This window comes from Marinobacter sp. B-12 (assembly GCF_056857915.1).
Genome location: NZ_JBSXOB010000059.1, coordinates 62,799 through 82,564, shown reverse-complemented (window position 1 = coordinate 82,564; position 19,766 = coordinate 62,799). Strand labels below are relative to the sequence as shown.

General features: G+C 57.3%; 17 protein-coding genes. 13 read left to right on the top strand and 4 right to left on the bottom strand.

Annotation, left to right across the window (positions count from 1 at the left end; translation table 11 throughout):
- Nucleotides 1-133: 133 nt before the first annotated feature.
- Nucleotides 134-2,851, bottom strand: a complete 2,718-nt coding sequence (locus tag AC13D2_RS13875) for a winged helix-turn-helix domain-containing protein (protein WP_482938778.1) — start codon at nt 2,849-2,851, stop codon at nt 134-136.
- Between the two features lie 288 nt (nt 2,852-3,139).
- On the opposite strand from AC13D2_RS13875, the gene cysB reads away from it, so the two are divergent.
- Nucleotides 3,140-4,117 (top strand): HTH-type transcriptional regulator CysB, encoded by a 978-nt coding sequence (cysB, locus tag AC13D2_RS13870; protein ID WP_292050127.1) that lies wholly within the window; start codon nt 3,140-3,142, stop codon nt 4,115-4,117.
- A gap of 18 nt (nt 4,118-4,135) precedes the next feature.
- Here cysB and AC13D2_RS13865 read toward each other — a convergent pair whose 3' ends face one another.
- The gene (locus AC13D2_RS13865) at nt 4,136-4,858 is read right to left on the bottom strand and encodes a phosphoadenylyl-sulfate reductase (protein ID WP_292050128.1); all 723 of its coding nucleotides are present in this window, start codon (nt 4,856-4,858) and stop codon (nt 4,136-4,138) included.
- A gap of 199 nt (nt 4,859-5,057) precedes the next feature.
- Between AC13D2_RS13865 and thrH the strand changes: the two genes are divergently transcribed.
- Entirely contained in the window at nt 5,058-5,669 is a 612-nt protein-coding gene (thrH, locus tag AC13D2_RS13860) for a bifunctional phosphoserine phosphatase/homoserine phosphotransferase ThrH (RefSeq protein ID WP_300494485.1), read from the top strand.
- Nucleotides 5,670-5,717: 48 nt separating this feature from the next.
- Here thrH and pabB read toward each other — a convergent pair whose 3' ends face one another.
- The gene (gene pabB / locus AC13D2_RS13855) at nt 5,718-7,016 is read right to left on the bottom strand and encodes an aminodeoxychorismate synthase component I (protein WP_292050132.1); all 1,299 of its coding nucleotides are present in this window, start codon (nt 7,014-7,016) and stop codon (nt 5,718-5,720) included.
- A 127-nt stretch (nt 7,017-7,143) separates the two neighbouring features.
- Between pabB and AC13D2_RS13850 the strand changes: the two genes are divergently transcribed.
- Nucleotides 7,144-7,746 carry a hypothetical protein gene (locus AC13D2_RS13850; protein WP_292050133.1) on the top strand — a complete coding sequence of 201 codons (603 nt, stop codon included), beginning with the start codon at nt 7,144-7,146 and terminating at the stop codon, nt 7,744-7,746.
- 173 nt (nt 7,747-7,919) lie between these two features.
- Entirely contained in the window at nt 7,920-8,855 is a 936-nt protein-coding gene (locus AC13D2_RS13845; RefSeq protein ID WP_292050134.1) for a DUF6160 family protein, read from the top strand.
- A gap of 138 nt (nt 8,856-8,993) precedes the next feature.
- Here AC13D2_RS13845 and AC13D2_RS13840 read toward each other — a convergent pair whose 3' ends face one another.
- Nucleotides 8,994-9,626 (bottom strand): hypothetical protein, encoded by a 633-nt coding sequence (locus AC13D2_RS13840; protein ID WP_482938777.1) that lies wholly within the window; start codon nt 9,624-9,626, stop codon nt 8,994-8,996.
- 225 nt (nt 9,627-9,851) lie between these two features.
- Between AC13D2_RS13840 and AC13D2_RS13835 the strand changes: the two genes are divergently transcribed.
- The 9 genes from AC13D2_RS13835 to aroC all read left to right on the top strand — a co-directional run bounded on the left by AC13D2_RS13835 (nt 9,852) and on the right by aroC (nt 19,631).
- Nucleotides 9,852-10,895: a DUF58 domain-containing protein gene (locus AC13D2_RS13835; RefSeq protein ID WP_292050136.1), complete on the top strand. Its 1,044-nt coding sequence runs from the start codon at nt 9,852-9,854 to the stop codon at nt 10,893-10,895.
- Entirely contained in the window at nt 10,892-12,973 is a 2,082-nt protein-coding gene (locus tag AC13D2_RS13830) for a transglutaminase TgpA family protein (protein ID WP_482938776.1), read from the top strand. Before AC13D2_RS13835 ends, AC13D2_RS13830 begins: the two co-directional genes overlap by 4 nt.
- 25 nt (nt 12,974-12,998) lie before the next feature.
- The gene (holB, locus tag AC13D2_RS13825; protein ID WP_482938869.1) at nt 12,999-14,003 is read left to right on the top strand and encodes a DNA polymerase III subunit delta'; all 1,005 of its coding nucleotides are present in this window, start codon (nt 12,999-13,001) and stop codon (nt 14,001-14,003) included.
- A gap of 146 nt (nt 14,004-14,149) precedes the next feature.
- Nucleotides 14,150-14,500 carry a PilZ domain-containing protein gene (locus AC13D2_RS13820; RefSeq protein WP_482938775.1) on the top strand — a complete coding sequence of 117 codons (351 nt, stop codon included), beginning with the start codon at nt 14,150-14,152 and terminating at the stop codon, nt 14,498-14,500.
- Nucleotides 14,501-14,508: 8 nt separating this feature from the next.
- Nucleotides 14,509-15,426: an alpha/beta fold hydrolase gene (locus tag AC13D2_RS13815; protein ID WP_482938774.1), complete on the top strand. Its 918-nt coding sequence runs from the start codon at nt 14,509-14,511 to the stop codon at nt 15,424-15,426.
- The gene (locus tag AC13D2_RS13810; protein WP_292050139.1) at nt 15,416-16,318 is read left to right on the top strand and encodes a DUF4892 domain-containing protein; all 903 of its coding nucleotides are present in this window, start codon (nt 15,416-15,418) and stop codon (nt 16,316-16,318) included. The genes AC13D2_RS13815 and AC13D2_RS13810 overlap by 11 nt, the downstream gene beginning before the upstream one ends.
- Nucleotides 16,318-17,532 carry a patatin-like phospholipase family protein gene (locus AC13D2_RS13805; RefSeq protein ID WP_482938773.1) on the top strand — a complete coding sequence of 405 codons (1,215 nt, stop codon included), beginning with the start codon at nt 16,318-16,320 and terminating at the stop codon, nt 17,530-17,532. The genes AC13D2_RS13810 and AC13D2_RS13805 overlap by 1 nt, the downstream gene beginning before the upstream one ends.
- Before the next feature lie 95 nt (nt 17,533-17,627).
- On the top strand, nt 17,628-18,512 hold the full coding sequence (prmB, locus tag AC13D2_RS13800) for a 50S ribosomal protein L3 N(5)-glutamine methyltransferase (protein ID WP_036205478.1): 885 nt from the start codon (nt 17,628-17,630) through the stop codon (nt 18,510-18,512).
- Nucleotides 18,513-18,536: 24 nt separating this feature from the next.
- Nucleotides 18,537-19,631, top strand: a complete 1,095-nt coding sequence (gene aroC, locus AC13D2_RS13795; RefSeq protein WP_482938772.1) for a chorismate synthase — start codon at nt 18,537-18,539, stop codon at nt 19,629-19,631.
- Nucleotides 19,632-19,766: the final 135 nt, after the last annotated feature.

Here is a 19,766-nt window from a genome sequence, read left to right as displayed (position 1 = left end):
GCGTCGAGAGCATAGTAAGGGAGGATGGGGCGTATCCGGATCGTCCAAAGGGCGTAGAGAGCGTATAAAATTCGATAAAAATGTGATGCATGTCACAAAATACGCCCGAAAGACAGCGTCAGTGGATTACCAGTCAGGGCAGTAGCCGAAGTTCCCTTGCCTTTGCCAGCGCCTCGGTGCGGGAACCTACCGCAAGCTTGCCGTAAAGGTTGCGAATGTGGGCTTTTACGGTGGTAGGCGCCACCCTCATCGTGTTTGCAATGTCCTTGTTGGCGAGGCCCCGGTTGATTAAATCCAGCACTTCCAGTTCCCGCTGGCTGAGGGGGTCGGGGAGATCTGTGTTGCCAGAGGCCTCCCGCCTATCCGTCTGCGACTCTTCCGGCTCTGTTTCATCGGTCTCTGCCAGTTCAGAGAGCATGGCAGTGACCCTGCTGTTCCAGCGGCCCGGTGACTTGAGAATTGGGAGTGCCTTGCAAAGCTGGCGGATGGTTGGACTCTCCTCCGCGAGCAGGCGCATAAATCCGGCCTCCGAAGCCCGCTGGATGGCCTGGGCCAGCACCTGTTCTGCATCTTTCGTTTTTCCTTCGGCGAACAACGCCTCGCTGTAGACCAGCTGGATTTCCACCAGGTGGCGGTAGTGCTGATCCTGCTCTGCGCTGAGTCGAAGGGGGGCCAGCGTTGCCATGGCGTCGGCCGGGTGGCCCAGCGCCACCTGAACACGGGCGATGCTGATTTGGTTCTGCTCCCGGTTCAGCGGATTGGTGAACCGGTCAGTGCTCACCTGTTGCACCCATTTTTTCGCCAGATCCAGGTGACCGGTGGCGAGATAGCAACGAGCCAGCATGGCGGAGCAGGCGGGCGGCTCGAACAGGATGTGGTCCCGACGGCGTCTTGCCACGCTGGCCGCATCTTCCAGCGCTTCCATGGCCTCCTGGTAGCGCCCTTCACTGAAGGCCAGGTGGCCACGCACGTACTGTATAACCACGTGCTGCCCGGGTTCGGTGCCATTGTTGACGTGGTCCAGCAACGGGGCCAGGTAGGAGGCGGCCAACTGGGGTTCGTTGCGCTCCCGGTAGATCTCGATCAGGGCGCTGTTCTGCCAGCAGGAAATCAACATGGGTTGGCGGGGGTCGCTGTGGTGCTGGTCGACCCATTGCCGCACTCGGGTACAGGTATCCAGGGCTTCGTCGATATCTCCCCGATTGTACTGAATCCAGGCAAGCAGGCCGCCGCTTGAGAGCACGGTACTGGGTTTGCGTTCCAGTTCCCCATAACGCACAGCGGAGGTGAGGGCATCCTCGGCGGCCGCCAGGTCGCCCTTACCATAATAATCCAGTCCCACTCCATAGTAGGTCACGGATTTCAAGGGTATGCGGGTGTGGTCAATGTCACGCAATACCTGTTGGGTCAGATCGCTGGCGCTCTTATCGTCGCTTTTTGATCGCGCAAGGTAGGAGCGGATCAATGAAATTTCACTCTGCAGGCCCAGGGCACCCTCGGCATCGGGGTGGGAATCGGCCACCTGTTTGTCGAGCATGTCTTCCAGTTCGCCCAGGAGGGGCTCCAGCACGTCCACCCGGTTGGCGAAAAACAGCGCCCACACTCTCAGCATCAACAGTTGTGGACTGTCCTGCAAAGTGTTGGCGGGCAGGGAATCCAGCCAGCTCAGCACCGGCAGGTGAAAACCGCCGTGGATCAGGTTGTTGCCGTGTTCAGCCAGTACCTTTGCGAGCCAGGGCCAGTCCTGATGCTGGACAATCTGGGAAATGCCTTCCTGAACGTGGCCATGGATCAGCAACCAGTGGACTGCTCGCTGCCACTGCTTTTCGGTGTCTTCCGGCTTGAACTGTCTCACCCGTTGTAACAGCGCGTCCCGGAACAGGTCGTGATAACGGAACCATTCATTGTGGGTATCCAGTGGAATCAGGAACAGGTTTTCCCGCAGCAGCTGTTCCAGCAAGACCTGGCTGTTGGTAGTGCCGCGAACCGCATCGCAGAGTGAAGCACACAGGCGAGGGCAACAGGCGGTATCAAGCAGGAAGTCGCGCACCGGTGCAGGTTGCTGCTCCAGCACTTCGGTCAGCACATAATCGCTGATGCGGCGCTCGTCCAGGTCGATGCGTTGGTGGCCCGCCCCGGATTTCTGATCATCGATGCTACCGCCGGACAACGCGGACAATTGCATGGCGGCCACCCACCCCTCGGTCTTGCTGCAGATCCTGCGAATCTCCAGCTCGGATAGCTCGAGCCCCATGGTGTCGTGGAAAAAGTGCTGGCACTCCTCCTCGGAGAAGGCCAGCAGGCCCGGGTGTACGTCCTCCACCCAGCGGCGCACCCGCCAGCGTGAGAGTGGCAGGGCTGGTTCGGTGCGGGATGCCAGCGTCACCATGACCCCAGGTGGCAGGTAGTCCATGAAATATGACACCTGACGCTGTAATTGTGGGTCGCGAATAAAATGATAGTCGTCCAGGACCAGCGACCAGGGCGCTCCATCGGCGGCGAGAACGTTAATCAGCCCGGTTATGGGGCCTTCCAGTTCCTGGAGGCCGCAGTGGCTGAGTTGTTGACGGCATTGCTCCAGACCCACGAGACCGTTGTGCTCAAACGCCCCCACCACGTACTGCCAGAATCGACGGGGCTCGTCATCATGCTCATCCAGGGATAGCCAGGCAACGGTAGAAGGGGACTGGGAACACCATTGGCTAACCAGCGTGGTCTTGCCAAAACCCGCCGGCGCCACCACCAGATTCAACCGCTTGGCACCTTCTGGCTGCAGCAGAGCGCTCAGGCGTTCCCGTTGTACCGAACGGGGATCCGCAGTTGGTCTGAGGAACTTAGTGGTTAGCAGCATCGTTTCCCTGAATGCCGGTGAATGGCATGTGTCCCGTCTGGTTAACGAATTAACCAGACGGGACACCAGATAACGGATTGTGTGCTTTGTCACCGTTAAGTCAAGGGCCGCAAAGACAAATGACGCGGTCGTCATGCGGCGTTCTGGAGTTTTTGGTCTAAACTGTGTTGGATGGGATTCTGTATACTCAATAAGAATGAAAAATCACGTTTTTATGCGTATTCTTCTAATAAGACCAGCGTATACATGCCCGGTCTGTACCGGGCCTTATGGGGAGCGACAGGGTAGATGAAATTACAACAGTTGCGCTATATCTGGGAAGTTGCGCACCATGATCTCAACGTATCCGCCACTGCCCAGAGTCTGTTTACCTCGCAGCCGGGAATATCCAAACAGATCCGTCTCCTGGAAGACGAACTGGGCCTGGAAGTCTTCGCGCGCAGCGGCAAGCATCTCACTCGTATTACACCTGGCGGTGAAATTATTATTCGTGAGGCGGGTGAAATACTGCGCCGTGTGGAAGGTATCAAGAAGATCGCGCAGGAGTTCAGTAACCAGCGCAAGGGTGACCTGAGCATCGCCACCACCCATACCCAGGCCCGATATGCGCTGCCCCCGATTATACAGGGCTTCATCGAGTCTTACCCCGATGTGTCCCTGCACATGCATCAGGGCACTCCCATGCAGATTTCAGAAATGGCGGCCAACGGCGCGGTGGATTTCGCCATTGCCACCGAGGCCATGGAGTTGTTCAACGACCTGATCATGATGCCGTGCTATAAATGGAACCGCAGCATCATTGTGCCGAAAGATCACCCTTTGGCGCAGAAATCCGAGCTGACGCTGCCGGACCTTGCCGAATTTCCACTGGTCACCTACGTGTTTGGCTTTACCGGCCGTTCGAAGCTGGATGAAGCGTTCCAGGCTCACGGATTGACCCCGAAAGTGGTGTTTACGGCGGCCGATGCTGATGTGATCAAGACGTATGTGCGGTTGGGTCTTGGGGTTGGCATCATCGCCAGTATGGCGTTTGACGAGCAGAATGACCCTGATCTCGTCTGCCTGGATGCCAGTAAACTCTTCCGCCCGAGTGTGACCCGGATTGGCTTCCGTAAGGGAACCTTCCTGCGCGGTTATATGTACGACTTCATCCAGCGATTTGCGCCACACCTGACCCGTGAACGGGTGGATGAAGCTGTCACCCACCAGGGAAGCAGGGCGGAGATCGAGGAGCTGTTCAACGATATCGATCTGCCGACCTACTGACAGGCCTGGCTGGAAGGTTTATTCGCGGGCGATCAGGTTTCCGGCGTGTAAGCCGCATTCCTTCTGCGTGGCTTCTTCCCACCACCAGCGGCCCTCGCGCTCGTGCTGTCCTGGCAGGATAGGGCGTGTGCAGGGTTCGCAGCCGATGCTGACAAAGCCTTTTTCGTGCAGTTTGTTGTAGGGGGCCTCCGTCATCCGGATGTAGTCCCAGACTTCCTTCGAGCTCCAGTTCGCCAGCGGATTAAACTTCACCAGCGTTTTCTCGTCCGTAGAGAAGGCGTCGTCAATCTGCACCACAGGCACATCATTGCGGGTGCCGGGGCTCTGGTCTTTGCGCTGGCCGGTAATCCACGCATCAACGGTGGCCAGTTTCCGCCGCAACGGATTGACCTTGCGGATACCGCAGCATTCGCCATGGCCGTCTTGATAGAAGCTGAACATACCCTTGCGGGTAACCAGATCCTGCACTTCCGCAGCATCGGGGAACATCACCTCAATGTTAATGCCATAGTGCTCGCGGACCCGATCAATGAATTGATAGGTTTCCGGGTGCAGGCGCGCCGTGTCCAGGGTGAATACCTGAAGGTTGTCGGTCAGTTTGTGGGCCAACTCAATCAGTGCGACGTCTTCCGCACCGCTGAAGGAAATGGCAATGTTGTCGTACTTCGCCAGAGCAGCCTTGAGGATAGCCCTGGGGCTCGCGCCTTCAAGCTCGGCCTGTAACTGTGCAATGTCCGTCATTTGAAAGGATCACCTGGAATGTAAATGTGTGATAAATCTACCATTAACCGGCAGCAGTCTGAAGGAATGGGGGAGTATATCGTTATAGCCGCACAGATGTACGATGCATTCCGCCCCGGTTTTTCTTATCATACCGCCTGATTCCAATCCCCGGCGGTATTCGCCGGGCTGACCAGCGTTCAACTATCAGGAGACCATTGTGGAACTCGCGTGCCTTGACCTTGAAGGAGTACTGATCCCGGAAATCTGGATCGCGTTTGCGGAAAAAACCGGCATTGAGGAGCTCAAGGCGACCACCCGCGACATTCCCGATTACGACGTACTGATGCAGCAGCGCCTGAAACTGTTGGACCAGCACGGCTATGGTCTTCCGCAAATCCAGGAAGTGATTGGTGAACTGGACCCGCTGCCCGGCGCACGGGAATTCCTGGACTGGCTGCGGGAGCGGTTTCAGGTGGTGATTCTCTCCGACACCTTCTACGAGTTCGCTATGCCGTTGATGGCAAAACTGGGCTACCCGGCACTGCTGTGCCACAAGCTGGAAGTGAATGACGAAGGCAGGATCACCGATTACCTGCTGAGGCAGCGCGATCCCAAGCGCCAGTCAGTGCGTGCCTTCCAGCTGCTGAACTACCGTGTTATTGCGGCGGGTGATTCCTACAACGACACCACCATGCTGGGCCAGGCGGAAGCGGGCATCCTGTTCCACGCCCCGCAGAACGTGATCGAGGAGTTCCCCCAGTTCCCGGCGGTACATACCTTTGAAGAGCTGAAGGGTGAGTTCCTGAAGGCCAGCGCCATCCATAGCTGATTGTGCGAACCTTTGGCCGGGGCAGGTTCTCCGCCCCGGTTTTCCCTCCTAAAGAGCCTCTAGTACGTCCATCAGCTTCTGAACTTTGTCTACGGATTCGCAGTATTCGTCTTCCGGGTCTGAATCCGCAACGATCCCACACCCTGCCCAGCAGTGAATCCGGCCTTCCGAGTCTGTCATCAGGGTGCGGATCGCAATATTGCTCTCCAGATTATTGGAAAAATCCCAACGGAAGACCGAGCCGCAGTAGGGGCCGCGACGATGTGGTTCCAGGTCGTCGATAATCTCCATCGCCCTACGTTTGGGCGCGCCCGTGATCGAGCCGCCTGGGAAGGCAGAGAGAAGGGCTTTTAACGGTGTGTTTCCTGGCTGCAGCCGGCCTTCCACCGTGCTGACCAGTTGATGGACGTTTTCATAGCTTTCGATGCTGAAAAGCTGGGGCACCGAGACGGAGAAAGGCTCGCAGAATCGCGACAGGTCGTTGCGAATCAAGTCCACGATCATCAGGTTTTCGGCCCGGTCCTTTTCGGCGGCGGCCAGGGATTCAGCAATCCGCTGGTCATTCTCAGGCGAGTTCAAATCCCGGGGCCGGGTGCCCTTGATGGGTTTACTGATGACTCTGTTGCCATTTTCAATGCTCAGGAACAGTTCTGGTGAAATGCTGATGACCTGATAGGAACCAGCGTTCACATACGCACTATGAGGAACGGGAACAGCCTGACATAGCGCCCGGAACGCCGTGTACGGCTCGCCCTGATAGTCGCCGGTGTACTTATTGGACAGGTTGACCTGGTAGCAGTCCCCGGCATGAATGTAGCTCAGCACCTGGGATACGCCATTGCGGTAGTGTTCGGCGGGCTGGTCGGCGGTAAAAACCTGGCTGATGTGGAAAGGAGCAGGGCGCCCCGGCTTTTCGCCGGTAAGGTTCAGCACCCGTTCCCTGGTTCGGTCGTCACATTCTGGATGAAAATCGAGCCTGGGCGGATGGGCACCCGAAACATCCAGCGTCAGTTGCCAGAGGTAGAGCCCGACATAGCCATAATCCCCCGCACTGGCTCCGCCGGAGAATCCCGGCACCGTGTGGTTTCCAGCTTCGTAGAACAGCGTGCCCATGATGCCGCCTGCCGGTTCCCGTTCCTGCTCTTGAGCCAGTCCCGCCCACGCCTGTTCAAGCTCTTCCGTTAGGCATGAAAAAGCGAGTGCCTCCTTGGGTACCGGCCAATGCTTTACAGGGAACGCCGTGATGATCCGGCGTTGCCGGCCGGCGTCTGCGTAGTCGATAAACCCATGTTGGCTGCTGATCTGTGAAACGAGGCGTTCTGCCTCTTCCGCACTTAATGTTTTCACGATGTTACATACTTAACAAAATCTTGCATGGGTTCACGGTAGCCTGTGCGGCAAGTCACCTGATTTCGGGCTTGGGAAGGCCTGGGCCGGTGCATTCTAAACAATAATCCTGAGGGCAGTAACCAGTATGAAGACTTGTAACGGCATTGGTAAGCGATTTGTTTTGGCGATGATCGCAGGATTTGCGTTATCCACGGCGGCGTTGGCGCAGGATGCGATTGATCGGGAGGATCATGTGCTGTCGGATGGCAAGCTGGACGACAAGGATCTGGCGGCGGTCGTCGCGGTTGCGCAGCGACACCTCACGGAACTGACCGACTCGGTGGTTAAAAACGCCGGTACAGAACTTGAGGAAGCCGGCATTTTCCGTCCAATGGCGTTCATGGTGATGAAGTCCGACAAGGTCCAGCAAATGAGGCTGGAGGAAAAGGCTGAGGAAGCACCGGGGCAGGTCAAGGTACTGATGTATCGCGCAGGTCTGAAATCGATTGCCCGCCGCGGGGAAATCCATGCGTCTGCGATCGCATACCCAGGCAGCGTTGAGAAAGACGGAGAGACCATCCGTGCGTTGGTTCTTGAGCACGAACATCGTCTTGGTATTTCGGGTTTCAAGCTGATCCCCATCAACCTTGAAAACGGAAAAGCCAGCTTTGGAAAACCAATGTCGCAGGAAAAGCCGTTCCAGATATTTTACGACGACAAGGGTGACGGCGATTCTTCAACTAGCTGATATTAAAGAATATATAATCGGTTTATTACTGGGTGAGTTGTTTTGTGACAATTTGTGAATGCATTCACGGAACCGGACTGTAAAACAATCTTAAATGGAGTGGTGAGGTTGAGCCTCACAACAAGGTTAAAACGTTCAACCGGATAACAATAAGTTCAATCAAGGAGAACAATATGAAAGGCCTGAAGAAAATTGCACTGGCAACAGCCGTTGCCGCTGCGCCCTTCGCCGCTCAAGCCGAGCTGCAGGCGATGGACGACAGCATGATGGGTAACGTCACCGGTCAGGCCGGTGTGACCATCGAACTGGAAACCCAGGTAAGCATTGGTCAGTTCACCTACACGGACGAAGGCACCTTCGCCGTTAAGGACATTGAGCTGGGTGGTGCGTTGGCCAGTAGTTCACAGTCTGCTGCAGACTATGCTGCGGCTACCGGCGCCGGCGCCCTGTTGGACCAACTGAAAATTGACATCGACATCGCTGACGATGGCGACGCGATCATTCACGTTGGCTCTCTCCAAACTGATGGCAGTGGTAACCCGATTCCCATCGACTGGGGTATGACTGCTGGCTCCATGGAGCTTGAAGGTAACGGCGGCGAAAACACCGTTCTCGTTTCCAACATGGACGCATGGGGTCTTCTCGGCGCTCTGGACATCGTTGTCGACACTGACGACGTAGATGGCCAGGCTGGTACTGGTACTCTTAACATCGACGCTGCGTTCACCGTTGAAGAAATGAGCTTCGACGTTGACTTCCTGGGTGTCGGCATCGCAGGCATGACCATCAAGGGCTCTGAGTCCGGCGGTGAAGCACTTGGTGCAGCCGGCCTTGCTCAGATCTTTGGTGAAGATCCTGCCAACCTGACTCCGGAAGAGCAGCGTAAAGTTGGTCTGGCTCAGGCTGGCTTCGCGATTGTTGGTCTGGACATCTACAAAGGCAACGGCCTGGGTGCTTCCACAAAGACTGGCGTATTGCGTGTAGATGTTGATGACGTTCTGATGGACATCAACGTTGCCGAAACCAACATCGGCGGTGCAAACATCGGTACCATCGGTATCGACAACCTGCACATCAGCAACACCAAGCTGGCTGTATACGGTCACTAAGCTGATCGCGTAACACCTTTGGTGTGAACGCCCCGCCCTGCGGGGCGTTTTTTATGCCGGTTTAAAGTACTGGCAAAAAAAGAGCGGTGACTCGCAACGAGTCACCGCTCTTTGTGTTTCTGGCCTGTAGAGACAGCCTTAGCGATCCGGCACCGCTATGGACAGATCAAACCCGCCACCGGGCCGGGGCGTCAGTGTGATCGGGCCTTCGTTAATGCCATGTGGCACCTGGATCGTATCAACGCCCGGTGGGTTACCGATGGTGAAATTCAGGTTCTGGCCATCAAACCCAACCCCCAGTTGATCGTTCAGAAAGGTCTGGCTGAACGGTTCATCCGGTATTTGGGCCTGCTGCCCGAAAATAATGGGCGGAATGGTCGGGGTGAACTCCGCCGGTGGCTGCGCCCGGGCAAGTTCTTCCTGGGGTAGCAGCAGGGCACGGCGGAGGAATTCCTCCTCCGCGCTCTCGAGGGCGCCTTTCTTGCCTTCCCGTTCGAAGCGCTCAAGAGCTTCGCGATAGGCTTCTTCTTCCGCTTCCGTTAGCACCGGCTCACCCGGCGAAATGGTCAGTGAGCGGATGATCCGCTGCCGATCGGCGTCGGTTTTCCGCCGTTCCTTCGGAACCACGATGACAGCGGAATCCTTTACATAGGTTTCTACCATCTCATCCGACGTCAGGGCCTGTACCCCGGCCATTAACGGGGACGTAAATGAAGCAGCCAGGCTGGCGGTACCAGCCAGAGCAATGTACAGGGGTGCTCGGCGTGTCATGACGTAGCCTCTTGCCGTGTCCAAACGCGAAATGGAGGCGCTTCCAACACTGAACTGCTGTCAGTAGGCTCCTTACTGGCAGTATTCTGCGCAAAGAACCGGATTTCAAGGTGATTGTGTGGCGTTTGTGATCAGAATCGGACTATTGTCAGTATTCTTCTGTAAATCCAGACAAACGTGTTTATATAAAGGGCGTGATTCATTCAGGTTTGTAACAGGGCACTTATGTTCAAGGCATTTCGTTCGCGAGTACAGCGCTGGGTCAACCAGCGGATTCCGCGAGCCGATCAGCGGGTATTCGGTCAGCGTAATATTTTTATCCTCCCCACGGGCGCCGGTATGGTGTTTGCCGCTCTGCTGCTGATCATGCTGATAACCGGTATTAACTACCAGAACAGCCTGATTTACCTGCTCACATTCTTACTGGGCGCAGTGGTTGTTGCGGCCATGCACCAGACCCACCGAAACCTGTCGGGGCTGGAACTGACACTGATACAGGCCGGTGATGGCTTTGCCGGCGATACGATACCCTTCCGTTTACGGGCTGTGTCGCCCCGTCATGACTCGCTGGCGATATCCCTGTTCTGCGATGACAATCAGCTCGAAAATCAACACGTGCCAGCCGGGCAGCAGGAGGACATGACCCTGGCCATACCGTCCTGTCAACGTGGCTACCTGCAGCCGGAGCGTATCCGTGTGGAAACCCGCTTTCCTTTTGGCCTTTTCAAGGCCTGGTCCTGGCTGCGCCCGGTCTCGTCCGGCATTGTCTACCCAAGCCCGCTGGCTGCACCGGATGTGGCCAGCACGGTTCAGGATGGGGAGGAAGAATCGAAAGCCCGCTCGACGGATGGCAACGACCATGCGGACATTCGGCCCTGGCGGGAAGGGGATCTGAGCCAGAGGGTTCAGTGGAAACGATACGCGCGTACCGGTGAAATGGTGATTACCGACTGGGAGGGTGAGCAGGGCAGCCCCCACTGGCTGGACTATGACGCCTTTAGGGGCGTGGACCGTGAGCTGCGTCTGGGCTACCTGGCCCATCAGGTGATTGAGCGGGCCCGCAACAACAGCCGTTTCGGGCTGAACCTGCCGGGGCAGGTGATCGAACCGGACACCGGTGCCGCTCACGCCAATCGGTGCCTCAAGGCGCTGGCCATCTTTGGCCTTGAACAACCAAGGGAAGGTGGTCCTCTGCCCCATGGTACCCGCTCCGAAGAGGTTGGGAATCGGACCTCTGCGTCGTCTGTTTTCGGGGAGGGACGGGCATGATTTGCAGGTTTCTGAGTAATTCCCAGAGCTCAAGTTCGTTGCAGACTTCGGAATTGGTATCCGGCCGCGCGTTGATATGGCTGATCGCAGGCTTTGCCTTGTTATTGATTCCCCAGTGGGATCGATTACCGATCTGGCTGGTGGCCAGTTGCGCAGTACTTGCTGGCTGGCGCTGGCTGGCGCAATCCGGGCGGGTCAGGTTACCGGGAAGGTGGATGCGTACCGGGATCATGCTGGTACTGGTGGCTGTTTATCTTGCGACGGTGCAGGGGCGCTTCACGGTTGATACCGCCGCGTCGTTTTTTGTGCTGGCGGTGGGGCTTAAGTGGCTTGAAACCCGGTCCACCCGGGATTTCTATGTGCTGTTTTTTATCCTGGTGTACCTGGCGACGGTCAACTTTCTGTTTCATCAGGAGATTCACTGGAGTGTTATTAACATTGCGGGCGTAGCTTTATTGTTGATCGGGCTGCAGGTGGTGAATGCGCCCGACATTCCCGGTGCCATGAAAAAGGGATGGCGGCGTCTGGGGCTGATGCTGGTGAAGACCTTACCGATTGTGGTGCTCCTGTTCGTTTTCTTCCCTCGCATGGCGCCTCTCTGGAGCGTGCCGCTGGTTTCAGGGGAAGCTCGAACCGGTATCAGCGACACCATGACTCCCGGCGATATTTCCAGCCTCGCCCAGAGCAGTGAACGAGCCTTTCGCGTCACGTTTGGTGGCGAGTTGCCGGCATACCGTGATCGTTACTGGCGTGGGCTTATCCTGGATCGCCTGGACGGTGAGACCTGGCAACAGGGATTTGCTCAGCCGTTTCGTCGCCCGGGACGGGTTGCCGTGGACGGCGGCGTGGGGCCGCTCGGGCCCAGCCAGTATGACGTGTTATTGGAGCCCACGGACCAGACCTGGGCCTTTGCCCTGGAGGACTCCAGGGCGGTCTCCAAAAATGTAGAGCGAACGGACGAGGGTTTGTTCCGGTTTGACCGGCCGGCTGACAGTGCAGTCCGTTACCGAATGGAGTTGGTCGGGAACCAGCCAACGGAGGGCGCCAGTGCGGAGACCGATAACCTTCAGCGTTATCTACAGTTACCGCAAAGCGGCAACCCGAGGGCAAGGGCGTTTGGGCAGCAACTGGCAGATCAACATGACAACAACCCTCAGGCAGTGGTGCAACAGCTTTTGACCCGCTTTCGGGAGCAGCCCTATTTCTATACTCTGCGCCCACCCGCCATGCCCGTGGACGGCATCGACAGCCTGTTGTTCGATGAGAAACGGGGCTTCTGTGCCCACTACGCCGGGGCTACCACGTTTGTGTTGCGGGCAGCGGGTATTCCGGCACGAGTGGTGGTCGGTTACCAGGGCGGGTCGCCCGGCGCAGATGACGAATACCTGATCGTGCGGCAGTACGATGCCCATGCCTGGGTGGAAGCGTGGTTCCCCGGCCAGGGTTGGGTGCGGGTGGACCCAACGGCAGCGATAGCTCCCGAGCGTATCGAGTTTGGTCTGCGGGAGGCGGTGGCTGAGGAAGGCTCGTTCCTTGAGAACGATTGGGCATCGCCGCAGCGCTACGGCGATGTGGCGGTGCTGCAGTGGGCTTCCCTGCAGCTCGATAAGATCAATTACCACTGGCAGCGTTGGGTTGTCGGATATCAGGGTCAGTCACAGATGGACCTGATGTCGCGTTTGCCTGGGGGGATAGGAATGCGGGAGCTTGGCTATATCACCGCGGGAATTGTCGGCGTGGCGCTGTTACTGGCGGGTTTGGTTACCGCCTGGCAGTACCGCCGAGTGGAAAGCAGGGATCCGCTCGGCCGTCTCGTCAGCCGCTGGTACCGGTTGTGTGATCGTGCGGGAGTGCCGGTGCGTCACGGTGAAACGCCCGCCCAACTGGCCTCCAGGCTCGCCCAGGCAAAACCTGCAGCGGCCGGCACGGCAACGGCTTTTGCCCGATTGATCAACAAACATTACTATGGCCGGGATTCCGAAACCGGTCATCATGGCGAACTGGCGAAAATGAAGCGGTTGCTGGCCACGATGAAACGACAGGCGGATCGACCGTCAACCAGTTCATCAAAGGGGTGAATACGTGAACGCATCCATAGCAACCATGACATGGCTGGAAGATGCCTGGAGCCGACTCCTTGGGCGCATCGCCGGCAACCGGATGCCCCACGCCCTGATGGTGACGGGCGAGAACGGTGTGGGTAAGCGGTTGTTTGCCAACGCTTTGGCTGGCCTAATGGTCTGTGAGAGAGCGGATATGGCCACAGGAACCCCTTGTGGCACGTGTAAGCAGTGTGAACTGGCCGCCGCCGGTACCCATCCGGATATCCGGCTTTATACGCCGGAAAAGTCACGGATGATCAAGATTGACCAGATTCGTGCGCTGTCCGCATTCGCCGTCGGCTCTCCCCAGGTGGCCTCCTGCAAGGTCGCCATCATTGATCGGGCGGATCAGTTGAATATCAACTCCGCCAATGCGTTGCTGAAAACCCTGGAAGAGCCCGCTGAGGATGTGGTGCTTCTGCTACTGCAGGAAAGTGGCCGACCGGTTTTGCCGACCATCCGTTCCCGCTGCCAGAGTTTGCTGATTGCCACGCCGAACGAGGATCGGGCCGCGGGCTGGCTGGCGACGGCGGTCGAAGCGATGGATGGTGACGACAGGCCAACACCGGAGCAATGCGCCAAGGCGCTGGTACTGGCAGCCAATGCGCCGCGGCTGGCCCTGGAATACGCTACCGGAGAGTTTATTAGCCTGCGGGATGAAGCGTTGGACAATTTTCGCCGTTTCATGAAGGGGCAGCTCACCCTTTCCGAGGCCGCAAAACCGTTCAAGGCAATGGGGCTTGAGAGCGCTCTATGGTTATTTGAAGGCTGGGCCGGTGACCTGGCTCGCATTGGTGCCGGCGGACAGCCTAGGGATGCCGAGGCGTCGGACATGTTAACCTTCCTTGCCAGAAACAATCCGTCCTGGCGGGCGCATGAGCTCCTGGATGCTATCCACGAGTCCAGGTCGGCCGGCGTGTATAACGTAAACCCCGAGCTGGAAGCCGGCCGGTTGCTGATTGCGTGGCAAAAACTCATGCCGCGTCGCAGGCGATCTCCGGGATAGCCGGAGCGGACAATAGCGCGGCAGGATAGGGCAGTGATTAACAACTACTGCTATGATTGCGGAATATCAGGAGTTTATTGACTCCGGTTGCTATCAATCCGGTTGCTATCTATACAGAGCTATCAATACAGAGAAAGGTGTTTACTATGGGGCCTGGTTTTGGCGCACGCAGTGGCATTCTCACGCTGACCATCAAGGACAAGGCGGTACTCTACGCGGCCTACATGCCTTACATCCGGCAGGGGGGGTTGTTTATTCCCACGCAAAAACAGTATCAATTGGGCGATGAGGTGTTCCTGTTGCTCAATCTGATGGATGAGGCGGAAAAGATCCCGGTGGCGGGCAAGGTAATCTGGATTACCCCCAAGGGTGCCCAGGGTAACCGTGCTGCTGGCATTGGCGTGCAGTTCGACGGTGAAGACGAAACCGCGCGTACCAAAATCGAGTCCTATCTGGCGGGTTCATTGAGCTCGGATCGACCCACCCACACCATGTAAGCGCTTCAATGAATGACACCATTCTGGAAACCCCGCCTGATACGACATCGACGTGTCGGGAAATCAATTGGCCCCTTAAACACATTGGCCTTGCCGGCCTGCACTGGCCGGCTGCCATAGCTTCTGACACCCGCCCGGTACTGATGATCCATGGCTGGCTGGATAACGCCCTGTCGTTTGCCAGGTTGGCCCCGGCAGTGGCAGGCAATCGCGACGTCTACTCCCTCGATATGGCCGGGCATGGGCACTCCGGACACAGGCCTGAAGGCCAGGGTTACCAGTTGATGGATTACGTGGCAGACCTGGCGGAACTGGTTGAAACCCATTTCAAAAACTCGCCGGGAGGGCAGGTTGACCTGGTGGGCCATTCACTCGGTGGGATTGTCAGCGTGCTATACGCTGCGGCATTTCCGGAAAGGGTGCACCGGTTGGTCATGATCGACAGCATAGGGCCGATCAGCCGTAAACCGGATGAGGTGATCGAGCAGATGCGCAAGTCGATCATCAAACGAATGACGGGTTCCGGAAAAGCGGTCGTATACCCTGATATAGAGTTGGCAGCCAAGGCTCGGGAAGGCGGTATGATCCCTCTGTCGCCGGAAGCTGCGAGGATGCTGGTTGCGCGTAGCATGAAACCCTCCGGAGAGGGTTTTGTATGGCAAACCGATCCGCGTTTGCGTCACCCTTCGATGATGATGATGGACGAAGCGCAAGTGAGCGCTTGCCTGAAAAAGGTGGTCACGCCAACGCGTTTCCTGCGTGCGACGCAGGGGCTTCTGGCCAGCCGCCCCGAGCTCGATTCACGCTTGGATGCCATCGCGAACCTGGATGTGGTGGCCGTCCCCGGAGGCCACCATTGCCACCTGGACGGAGATGTTGAGCCCGTCATTGATGCAGTCAGAGGCTTTTTAGACGATGCAGAATAAGCGCTTGTCGCCGTTAGCAATATGGGTCACCGCCGTTTTGATGGGGTTTTCGGCCATGGTGTCGGCGCAGATGCCGCCGCCGGAACCGTTTCCGGAGGCGCGTCTTGATCTGGAGATCAACATCAAGTCGCCGGGGCACCTGGTATTGTTCAGTCCGGTCCGTGAGGTGAATAACGAAATTCGCTCCGCCTCCATGGCCCGGCTCCCGGTCAAGGGTCTCGGGCAGTTGTTCGAAGTCCAGGGTGGCGCCAATCGTGAAGAGGCTCGCGATCACTATCTAAGGGAGTTACAGACACGCGGCGCCCAGATATTGTTTGAGTGTTCTGGACGGAACTGTGGCCGCAGCAATGTATGGGCTAATCAGATTTTCGATCAATCCAGTCTTTATGGGCGTGACAACAATCAGGACTATCTTGTCGCCGGTTCGCTCGATGAGAACGGTCAGCCGTGGCTGACGCTGGTGTATACGGTTACCCGCGCCAACCAGCGCCAGTTTGTCTGGGTTGAACATCTGGTGGCCCCTCAGGGAACCGAGATTCCCGGAATGGGCAACGAGAGCGCGAGAATCAAGGGGCCGGTGATTGTGCCCTGGCAGGGTGGCATCACCTACCGCTTTGAGTGGAGTGGGGCCGATCGTCGCATCATCAATGACTGGGCCGGCGAGGCCGATGCCCGGGTAATACTGACGGCCTATTCCCAGTTAAAGGAAAATGAAACCCTGGAAGCGTCTATGGAGCGGGCGGAAGCGGCTGCGCAGTCACTCTCCCAGGTATTGGCCAAAAGTGGCGTTTCAGAAAGCCGCCAGATGATCATCACGGTTGGCCCCACGGTTGTGATACCAAATCCCGACCGTCAAGGTGACCGGGTTGAAGTGATGGTGATTACGAGGTGATGGGGATGAACGGGCCATCCGAGACCGAGCTTCAGGATGAAGAGCAGAAGCCAGCAGACGATATCTCCCAGATTGTCACGAGCACCGGTATATCTGCTGCTCAGTCGACGTCCGAGAAAGGCGATCTCCGGCCGGCTGCCCCCGGTAAGGGCAAGACCGTTGCACTAACGCTTGGCAGCGGCGGGGCCAGAGGCTATGCCCATATAGGCGCGATTGAGATATTGGTGGAAAGGGGCTACGACATTGTCGCCATTTCCGGCTGTTCCATGGGAGCCTTGATCGGCGGCGTGTTTGCAGCCGGCAAGATGAAGGATTACAAGGACTGGGTAACCGGTCTGGGTCAGTTCGATGTGCTGAAACTGCTGGATGTGACCTTCAGCTCCGTCGGCGCCATTCGTGGAGAAAAGATATTCTCCGTGGTGCGGGAAATGATTGGAGATACCCGAATTGAAGACCTTCCGATCGCCTATACGGCTGTGGCGACGGATCTCCTTGCTCACAAGGAAATCTGGTTTCAGGAAGGGCCGCTGGATCAGGCCATCCGGGCATCGGTTGCCATACCCAGTGTGGTGACGCCTTTGGTGTTGAACGGCCGCGTGCTGGTGGACGGCGCCTTGCTCAACCCACTGCCGATCATTCCAACCATTTCCTCTCATGCCGATATGATTGTGGCTGTAAACCTCAGTGGCGAAGATGACCGCGGGCGTCGATTGCCGGATGCGGCGTTCGAAAACCCCGAGGATGACGGTGATACCGAGGAATGGGTTGAAAAAATCCGTGACAAGGCCTCCCGCTGGTTTGATTGGGACGCCCTGAAGACCTTCAGCACCAAGAAAGAGGGTGGTTCGTCGACTTCACCGGAAGAGAAAATCAGCAAGGCGGTGGCGAAGAACGAGCACAATAAAAAGACGCCCGCGATAAAATCGGAACCGAAGAAACATCAGGATGATCACGAGACCATTGACTGGGATAAGCTGGGTATTGGCAAGTTCGATGTCATGAACCTGACCGTCGAAACCATGCAAAGCGCCTTGGTACAATACAAGATAGCTGGGTATCCACCCGATTTGCTGGTGAACATTCCCAAGAATGCCAGCCGCAGCTATGACTACCACAAGGCGCCGGAATTGATTCAGCTTGGACGGGAACGCATGGCCGCCGCGTTGGACCGATACGAAGAGAACCAGAACAGCTCTGGCCCGATGGCGATATGACCCGGTAAACCGCAATTGCGACGGTGGGCTGCAGCCTGTGCTGGAAAGAGCGTATAATTCAACGCTTTGATCATTTCCGAACAGGACGAGCGTGCGTGAGTAACCCGATTGATGACCTGCATACCGTCAGAGACTACCTGAGGTATGTTTCTTCTCGCTTTGCCGATTCGCCGCTTTACTTCGGCCATGGCACGGACAACGTGTGGGATGAGTCCGTCCAGCTGGTTATGCGCAGCCTCCATTTGCCTCTGGAAAACAATACCCTGTTTCTGGATGCGCGGCTGACCCGTGAAGAACGTGCGCTGATCCTTGATCGCATGCAACGGCGTATTGACGACAGGGTTCCCCTGGCTTATCTGTTGGGGGAAGCCTGGTTTATGGGGCTGCCATTTCATGTGGATGAGCGCGTGCTGGTGCCGCGCTCACCACTGGGAGAGCTGATTCAAGGCGGGTTGCAGCCCTGGCTGGGCAACAAACCCGTGGGCAGAATCCTGGACTTGTGCACTGGCAGTGGCTGTATTGGCATTGCAGCCGCGAGCGTCTTCGAGGATGCCGAGGTGGACCTTGCGGATATCTCTACCGACGCCCTCGACGTGGCGGCGGTCAACATCGACTACCACGAGGTCGGTGACCGGGTAAGCACCGTAAGATCCGATGTGTTCGATGGGCTCGAAGGTCGATACGATGTCATCCTCAGCAATCCTCCCTATGTGGACGCTGACGATATTGCGGATATGCCGGCGGAGTATGGCCACGAACCGGAACTTGGCCTTGCTGCCGGGGGAGATGGGCTGGACATCGCCCATCGGATACTCGCGAGGGCAGCCGACTACCTGAACCCTGGTGGCCTCTTGATTGTTGAGGTCGGGAATAGCTGGGTGGCGTTGCAGGAAGCCTATCCGGATATGCCGTTTACCTGGCTGGAATTTGAGAATGGCGGCGACGGTGTGTTTCTGTTGACTGCTGAAGACCTACATTAAATACCCTGGATAAGATACTGAATCATGTCGGGAAATAGCTTCGGAAAATTATTTACGGTGACCAGCTTCGGCGAGAGCCACGGCGCTGCGCTCGGGTGCATTATTGATGGTTGTCCTCCGGGGCTTGAACTGTCTGAAGCAGATATGCAGCGGGATCTGGACCGTCGCAAGCCTGGCACATCGCGGCATACCACCCAGCGCCGGGAAGCGGACGAGGTGAAGATCCTCTCAGGGGTTTTCGAAGGCAGGACCACCGGCACCCCCATCGGCTTGATGATCGAAAATACCGATCAGCGCTCTAAGGATTACTCCAAGATCGCGGAGCAGTTCCGTCCTGCCCATGCCGACTATACCTACATGCACAAGTACGGCGTTCGGGATTATCGGGGGGGAGGCCGGTCTTCTGCACGCGAGACAGCGATGCGGGTCGCCGCCGGTGCCGTTGCGCGGAAGTTTCTGGAGCAGCGCCTTGGCATTACGATCCGGGGCTATCTCTCCCAGTTAGGTCCGATCCGCGTTGAGAAGATCGATTGGGATCAGGTTCACCAGAATCCGTTTTTCTGCCCGGATGCCGATAAGGTGCCGGAAATGGAAGCCTACATGGATGCCCTGCGCAAGGAGGGCAATTCCATCGGTGCCCGTATCAATGTGGTCGCAGAGGGTGTTCCTCCTGGCTTGGGCGAGCCGATTTTTGACCGTCTGGACGCGGACCTGGCTCATGCGTTGATGAGCATTAATGCCGTGAAGGGTGTTGAGATTGGCGCCGGCTTTGGGTGTGTTGACCAGAAAGGCACGGAGCACCGGGATGAGTTAACCCCTGAAGGGTTCCTGTCGAACCACGCCGGTGGTGTTCTCGGCGGAATTTCGTCGGGGCAGCCGATTCTGGCCAGTATTGCATTGAAGCCGACGTCCAGTTTGCGGTTGCCGGGGCGGAGTATTGATGTGCATGGCAATCCTGTGGAGGTGGTTACCACGGGGCGGCATGATCCCTGTGTGGGTATTCGTGCGACGCCGATTGCGGAGGCAATGATGGCCATTGTGTTGATGGATCATTACCTGCGCCATCGTGGTCAGAATGGGGATGTCACTGTGTCTACGCCTAATATTGGGCAGGCCTGACAGTACCATCGACTGACCTGCCAGAACTGGCCAAACGGTGCCTGCCCCGGAGAATAGGGCTATTCAAAACACGCCCGTGAATACGTCCCTGTAGGGCTCGGTCGCGCCATCCCTGGCGCTCCACGGTTTTGAATA